Raw genomic sequence first — 6,530 nt, forward strand, 5'->3', positions numbered from 1 at the left:
CTTGGCCACGCATTCGTTCCAGATCCAGCGGCAGCGATCCCACTCGGCTTCGAGCTGACGCCTGGCCGTGTTCGACAGGCGCACACGGAAGGTGTACCGCGCATACCCGGTGTCCTTCGTGGTCGCTTCTGTCGTCATGCATCCGAACCTACTCGGGAGGACTGACAGTTGAGAGTTCTTGATCATTGTGGGCGACATCACCGCTGTGCGGGGTGGACACCGGAACGCCCCGACGGCGCTCCGGCTACCCCTGCCCTGCTCCGCACGAGTCCGACTCCTCCCCGGCCTGAAGACCGGGGCATCCTCGGAGAAACCCGGTGAACCTCCGCATGGCGCCCCGAAGGCTCCGCCTGCTGCTGTGGCAGCTGGTCGCCCTCCCGGGGACGCTGCCCGCCTCCTTGGTGTAGGGCGGCAGCGGGCTGCCCTCCCCCACCCGGCCCCGCCCGGCCGCCGTCGGCAGTGCGCAACCGTCCCGCTCGTCACGGACGTCCTCGGCTTCACCGGAAACATCAACGGCCTCTATTGTCAACGGCGTTGCATTGATGACCAGGCGGTACGAGTTCGGGGGAGCAACATCAGCATGAGCGGTACGAACGGGGACGGGACCGGCGAGCGGGAGGACTATGTCGACGGGGGCATCAAGCCGCTCACTGCCTTCGACCCGGCACGCATCGGCCCGTATCTGCTGCTTGGCCGGCTCGGTGCGGGCGGCATGGGACGCGTCTTCCTCGCCAGGTCGGACAGCGGGCGCACCGTCGCCGTGAAGGTGGTGCACGAGGAGCATGTGTCCGACGAGCGGTTCAGGGCGCGGTTTCGGCGGGAGATCGAGGCGGCGGGGCGGGTCGCCGAGCGGTACACCGCGCCCGTCCTCGACGCGGGGCCCGACGAAGACCCTCCGTGGGTGGCGACCGGGTATGTGCCGGGTCTGTCGCTGGAGCAAGTCGTGCGGCGGCACGGGCCGTTGCCCACCGCGTCGCTGCACACCCTCGCCGACGGGCTGCTGCACGCGTTGAAGGACATTCATGACGCGCAGATCGTGCACCGCGACCTGAAGCCCTCGAACGTCATGCTGACCGTGGACGGGACCAAGGTCATCGACTTCGGGATCGCGCGGGCCCTGGAGACCTCCGTCGAGTCGCTGCTGACCAGCACGGGGATGGTCGTCGGGTCGCCCGGCTTCATGTCGCCGGAGCAGATCCGCGGACAGAGCGCCGGGCCCGGGAGCGATGTGTTCACCGTCGGGTGCGTGCTCACGTACGCGGCGACGGGACGGCTGCCCTTCGGGCACGGGGCCAGCAACCAGCACGCCGTCATGTTCCAGATCGTGCAGGAGGAACCGGACCTGGAAGGGGTCGAGGACCCCGCTCTGCGCTCACTCATCGCACGCTGCCTGACCAAGGACTCCGAGCAACGTCCCGGCGTGGACGAGCTGTTGGCGACTCCCGGACGGGTCGGACCGCAGACCGCCGGGCGCGGATGGCTGCCCGCCGACGTGGTCACGCACCTCGCCCAGCAGGCCGCCCGGCTGCTCGACGCCGAAGTGCAGCCCTTGCGTGAGGAGCCCGCCGACCGGGCAACCGTGGGCCTGCGCCCGCAGGCCGAGCCGCCCGTCGTCGTCCCCGCGGGCGACAGCTCCACGGCGCAGGAGCGCCGCCCCCGCCGGCGCCGGACGATCATCGCGCTGCCCATTGTCGTCGTCCTCACCGTCGGCGGCACCACGATGGTCGTCCTCCAGCCCTGGAGCCGTGACAGTGGCGGAACGCACGCCCAGTCACCCGGCAACAGCGCGAGCCCCACCCCGGGCGACAGCAACTCGCCTAACAGGCCCAGCAGTTCACCCTCCAAGACAGCCAAGGGCAAGGGCAAGGACGGCGACGGCAAGCCCACGGAGCAAGGCGGCGACGGGAGGTCGCAGACGCCCGGAGCAAAGCCGCCCGCCTCCGGTGACCCCTCGACCCGCTCCTCGGACTCGAACGCCGGGGACTCGTCCCACTCCAGCACCTCCCCCGCCGGCTCCTCCGGCTCGGGCGGCGGAGGCTCGTCCGGCTCCGGCAGCTCCTCCACCGGCTCCGCGCCGCCCGCCATGAAGAGCTACCGGGTCGACTACACGAACTCCTGCGTCGGCGCGTGCTCCATGCCGCTCAAGGTGAGCTGGTCAGCGGTGTCCCGGGCGACCCGTTACGACATTCACTACACCAACAAGGGCAGCAACTTCACCGCCAAGAACGTCGACAGCATCCGCTCCACGGGCAACACCAGTTACACCATCCAGGGCCCGTACTCCGGCGACGAGATCTGCGTCTCGGTGCGCGCGGCCAACAAGTACGGTGCCTCCGCCTGGGCGGAGAACTGGTGCGGGACGGTTCCCTACTAGGCGCTGCTTCTCGGATCTCCTTACGCGAGCAGTGACGGCTCCTGTGCAACCTGACCGCTGGCTGGTGCGTATGCACCCGTGACCGCTTCGAGCGGCACCGGATCCCGGTAGACAAGGAGGAAACAGTGCGCAAAGCCGCAATCGGCCTGTTGGTGGCACTGGCGGCTGTGCTCGCGGTAGCACCGCTCGCCGGCGCCGACCACCACACCGAAACCGTCGCCTGCTGCGGCGGCACTCCCGGCTTCCCGTAAAGGGCAGTCGCCGTCAGCTCAACGTTGTATGAGGGTCCGTCAGCTTGCTGGCGGACCCTCCCCTTCGTACCCGTTCCCCGCCGGGTCCGCGGCAAGATCGCGAACCCGGACCGGGGTATCAGGAGTGATCGAACAGAGTGACTACGCTCTGCGGTGCTTCCCGGCCGAAAAAGATTTCCAGGTTCTGCGCCGAGCGGCCGGCGGCGTCGCTACTACGCAGGAACAGCCGCTCTTCGTAGGCGCTGAGCGCGACCTCGATGTCGGGTTGCTCGACCAGCTTGCCGGCCAGGTCCGCGCCGTCGTACATGCGAGGTTCGCGCCCTCGCCGGCAAAGGGCGACATCAGATGCGCGGCGTCGCCGACGAGCGTCACTCCGGGCACCCTGTCCCATTCAATCCCGACGGGAAGGGCGTGGATGGGGCGGAGCCACGGTTCCGTGTCGCTGTCTGTCACGAAGGTGGTGAGCAGCGGCGACCAGTCGTCGAACTCGTCGGCAAGTTGGCGCAGGCCCGTGGACGGGTCGCCGAAGTCGATCGACCTCATCCACTCCTCGGGCTTGTTCAGCGCCACGTATCCGCGAACGTGCCCGTCGGCATAGCGGTGGGCGATGATGCCTTTGCCCGGCGCGACGGCCATCAGCGTGCCGCTGCCGATCGCAGCCACGCTCGCCCGAGAGTTCTGGCCGCCCGAGGTGAGGGCGATCTCGATGAAGCAGGTTCCGCTGAAGACAGGCTCGGCGGGGGTGAGGAGCGGGCGCACCTTCGACCAGGCGCCGTCCGCGCCGATGACGATGTCGGCGCGTGTGGCGGAGCCTTCCGCGAAGGCGAGGATGTAGCCGCCCTGCGGACGGTGCCGGACCGAGGCGAGCTTGTGACCCCATCTGATCGTCCCGGGCGCCAGCGAGTCGATGAGCAGGCGTCTGAGTTCGCCACGATCTACCTCAGGACGGGCCGAACTGGGGTCCGCAGGCATGTCGTACAGGATCGTGGCGTGGCGGTCGACCACACGCTTGGCGTCCTCGCCCGGGCGGACCAGAGTGAGGAACTCGTCGTACAGACCAGCTGCGCGAAGCGCGACCTGTCCGGTCTCTTCGTGGATGTCGAGCAGGCCGCCCTGTGCACGGCTGGTCGCCGAAGCCTCGCTCTCGTAGATCGTCGCGGCGACGCCGTGAGCCTGAAGCACCCGGGCGAGCGTCAGCCCGCCCAGTCCCGCTCCGACAATGGCGATGGTCTTCTGCATGCTGCGCTCCTGTGTAGCGCCGACACGCGTCGGCGATAGCCAGCGCCGGGAGCGGACGGGATGTCCGGTCTCGGCAAGGAGACGCTCACCGATCAGAACCATCTGCATCGATGTACGAGCGATGCCCGGCAGTTGGACCCGCGGGACATCGTTTTTCGCGACCCGGTGACTATAGCCCGGCATCCACCTCGCAGCGGCCGGGGCCGCTCACGCTGCGACGCACCGCCCCCGCCACGTTCAACTCCGACAGCCGCCTCGACCGGCTCGGCGGTGTCGTTGGGCGTGGTTGTCCGAGTGCTGCCTTGTCCACGGCCAGGCTGCTGCACTGGTCCATCTGGCGCCGACACCACCAGCGATGGCCCGGCGCAGCCACTCCCGACGACGAGCCCACTGGACAGATCGCGAAACCAGACTGGAGTACTGGGCGCTGTTTCTCGGATCTCCTTCACCCTCCGGGGGGCGAGAAGGCCGCCGTCGTCGGCGAGAGTGACGTGGCGCCGGGGCTCCCACGCGAGGCCAAGCTCGCACGGGGACCCTTGGGGGATGAGGGACAGCTCCTGTGCAACCTGACTGCTGGTTGGTGCGTATGCACCTGTGACCGCTTCGAGCGGCACCGGATCCCGGTAGACAAGGAGGAAACAGTGCGCAAAGCCGTAATCGGCCTGTTGGTGGCACTGGCGGCTGTGCTGGCGATAGCACCGCTCGCCGGCGCCGACCACCACACCGAAACCGTCGCCTGCTGCGGCGGCACTGGCAGCTTCCCGTAAAGGGCAGTCGCCGTTGGCTCGACGTTGTATGAGGGTCCGTCAGCTTGCTGACGGACCCTCTCCTTCGATCGCAACGGCGGTCCGATCGAAGCCGGCCGCACCTGACCACACGGTGCGGGGCGCCATTCACTGGCCGCGACAGGCTTTCAGACCGCCGGCGTACGAACGTCCGTGCCGTCACCCGGCGCGGCTGCGCTCCCCTACGCCCCCGTGTGCGGTACCCAGACGGCTGCGTGGAAGGGGCCGTTGGCGGTGACCGGGTCGGTGGGTGGGAGGGCTGCGCTGCCTGCGACGGTGCCGTGGTGGTTGACCTGCGTTGCGGCGGAGTTGAGGCCGCCGAGGGAGGGCAGGTAGGTGAAGTCGCCGTTGTCGGCGCGGGCGACGAAGGCGAAGGAGTTGGGGGCGAAGTTGTCGCCGACCATGGTGTTGCCGGCTATCTGCTTGACCTCGGTGACGCCGCGTCCGGTGCCGATCGTGGCGCTCGTGTGCGTCTTGAGGTCGTAGGAGGTGGAGAGTGCGCTGTCGCCGCCGACCACGGTGCTTCCGCTGATCAGTTGCGCGATCAGGAAGCGGGATCCCAGGTCCGTGCGGGTGCCGGTGCGCAGGTCGTAGGCGTATCCGGTGAGGGTGTTGTCGGCGGTTCGGGACTGGCCGACGACGGTTGGGCCGCTGATGTCGTTGGCTGTGCTGGAGCGTCCGCCGAGGGTGCCGAGGTCGGTCATCGTCCGGGTGCGCAGGTTGTAGGCGAACCCGTGCAGGGTGCCGGCAGGGGTGTTGGGCAGGGAGGAGTTGCCGACGACGGTCGCGCCGCTGACGGCGGCCGCGGTGCTGTGGCCCGTCGGGCCGGCGAGGCTGCCGAGGTCGGTCATGGTCCGGGTGCGCAGGCTGTAGGCGAACGCGTGGGTGACCGCGTCACCCACCAGCGATGACGTCCCCACTACGGTGTCGCCGTCGAGGCCGGTGATGTGGGTGCTGCTGCCGCCGAGCGTGCCGATGTCGAGGAGCCGGCGGGTGTGCAGGTTGTAGGTGAATCCATGGGTGGGGCCGTCGGTGGCGAGGTCCGACTCGCCGACGACGTGGTTGCCCTGCACGTCGGTTGCCCGGCTGGAGTCGCCCAGGGTGCCGAGGTCGGTCATGGTGTGGGCGCGCAGGTCGTAGGCGAAGGCGTGTTCGGCGGCGTTGCCGCTGGTCTGTGAGCTTCCGACGACGGTGTGGCCGTCGATGGCGGCGGCCGCGCTGCGGGTGCCGCCCAGGGTGCCGAGGTCGTGCACGGTGTAGTGCACGGAGCGCGCCGCCGGGTTTGCCGGCGGGGTGTCAGCCCCGTAGGCCGGAGTGGTGGCCGCGGTGAGTAGGCCCGCGGCCACCAGAGTCCAGGCACGTAAATGTCTGCGCATGTTGCCCCCCTGAAACGATCGGTCGTAGCGAACGGTTCGGCAGACGGCTGTGCCTCCCCAGGCACGGGCCGACCGGATGCTGCACAGCCTTCACTTCTACCTCAGTTCCGATCGGCCAGACAGGGGGCGGTCGGCCACAGGTGTCAGGCAGGTGACCGGCCGTCAGGGCCCGGGGATGCTCACCCCGCGCTGCTCATGCACCGCCGACGGGCTGCGGGTCGGTGCGGGCCCGTTCCACCGCGGCCGCAAGGGCCGTCGGGCCGGCGGGGTCGAGGAGGGCGTACACATGGCCGTCGGGGCGGACGATCGCGGCGATCGGCTTGTTGCCCAGTGCCCGGGCGAGCGGCCCGCGGGCGGGCGGGCACTCGATGACCGCGGCCCGGTCGCCGAGGGCCTGCCGCACCTGCGCGCAGGTGTGCTCCCAGCCGGTAGGGCGGCGCCGTCCGGCGTGCAGGAGGACGGTGTAGGTGTCGGCGGCGGCCGTGGTCCAGCCGTGCTCGGAGAT

The 6,530-nt window shown here is 69.6% G+C and carries 5 protein-coding genes and 2 pseudogenes; 3 read left to right on the forward strand and 4 right to left on the reverse strand.

All coding sequences use genetic code 11. From position 1 onward, the window contains the following. Positions 1 to 138 (reverse strand): annotated as a pseudogene (locus ACN6LB_RS45450) (RNA-guided endonuclease TnpB family protein); the annotation flags it as partial. 442 nt (positions 139 to 580) lie between these two features. Here ACN6LB_RS45450 and ACN6LB_RS45455 point away from each other — a divergent pair. After that, positions 581 to 2,374 carry a protein kinase domain-containing protein gene (locus ACN6LB_RS45455; RefSeq protein WP_445031048.1) on the forward strand — a complete coding sequence of 598 codons (1,794 nt, stop codon included), beginning with the start codon at positions 581 to 583 and terminating at the stop codon, positions 2,372 to 2,374. A gap of 125 nt (positions 2,375 to 2,499) precedes the next feature. Further along, positions 2,500 to 2,625 carry a hypothetical protein gene (locus tag ACN6LB_RS45460; protein WP_445031049.1) on the forward strand — a complete coding sequence of 42 codons (126 nt, stop codon included), beginning with the start codon at positions 2,500 to 2,502 and terminating at the stop codon, positions 2,623 to 2,625. A gap of 118 nt (positions 2,626 to 2,743) precedes the next feature. Here ACN6LB_RS45460 and ACN6LB_RS45465 read toward each other — a convergent pair. Continuing rightward, a pseudogene (locus ACN6LB_RS45465) lies at positions 2,744 to 3,864 on the reverse strand (FAD-dependent oxidoreductase). 641 nt (positions 3,865 to 4,505) lie between these two features. Here ACN6LB_RS45465 and ACN6LB_RS45470 point away from each other — a divergent pair. Continuing rightward, entirely contained in the window at positions 4,506 to 4,631 is a 126-nt protein-coding gene (locus ACN6LB_RS45470) for a hypothetical protein (RefSeq protein WP_445031050.1), read from the forward strand. Positions 4,632 to 4,831: 200 nt separating this feature from the next. Here ACN6LB_RS45470 and ACN6LB_RS45475 read toward each other — a convergent pair whose 3' ends face one another. Both ACN6LB_RS45475 and ACN6LB_RS45480 read right to left on the reverse strand, forming a co-directional pair. Continuing rightward, the gene (locus ACN6LB_RS45475; protein WP_445031051.1) at positions 4,832 to 6,025 is read right to left on the reverse strand and encodes a hypothetical protein; all 1,194 of its coding nucleotides are present in this window, start codon (positions 6,023 to 6,025) and stop codon (positions 4,832 to 4,834) included. Positions 6,026 to 6,218: 193 nt separating this feature from the next. Beyond that, a partial coding sequence (locus tag ACN6LB_RS45480) for a hypothetical protein (protein WP_445031052.1) occupies positions 6,219 to 6,530 on the reverse strand: 312 nt, incomplete at its 5' end.

The organism is Streptomyces sp. SAS_270 (assembly GCF_052543295.1).

Coding starts and splice junctions, on each gene's coding strand:
- ACN6LB_RS45475 (WP_445031051.1), bottom strand. CDS start 6,025: ATGCGCAGACATTTACGTGCCTGGACTCTGGTGGCCGCGGGCCTACTC.
- ACN6LB_RS45455 (WP_445031048.1), top strand. CDS start 581: ATGAGCGGTACGAACGGGGACGGGACCGGCGAGCGGGAGGACTATGTC.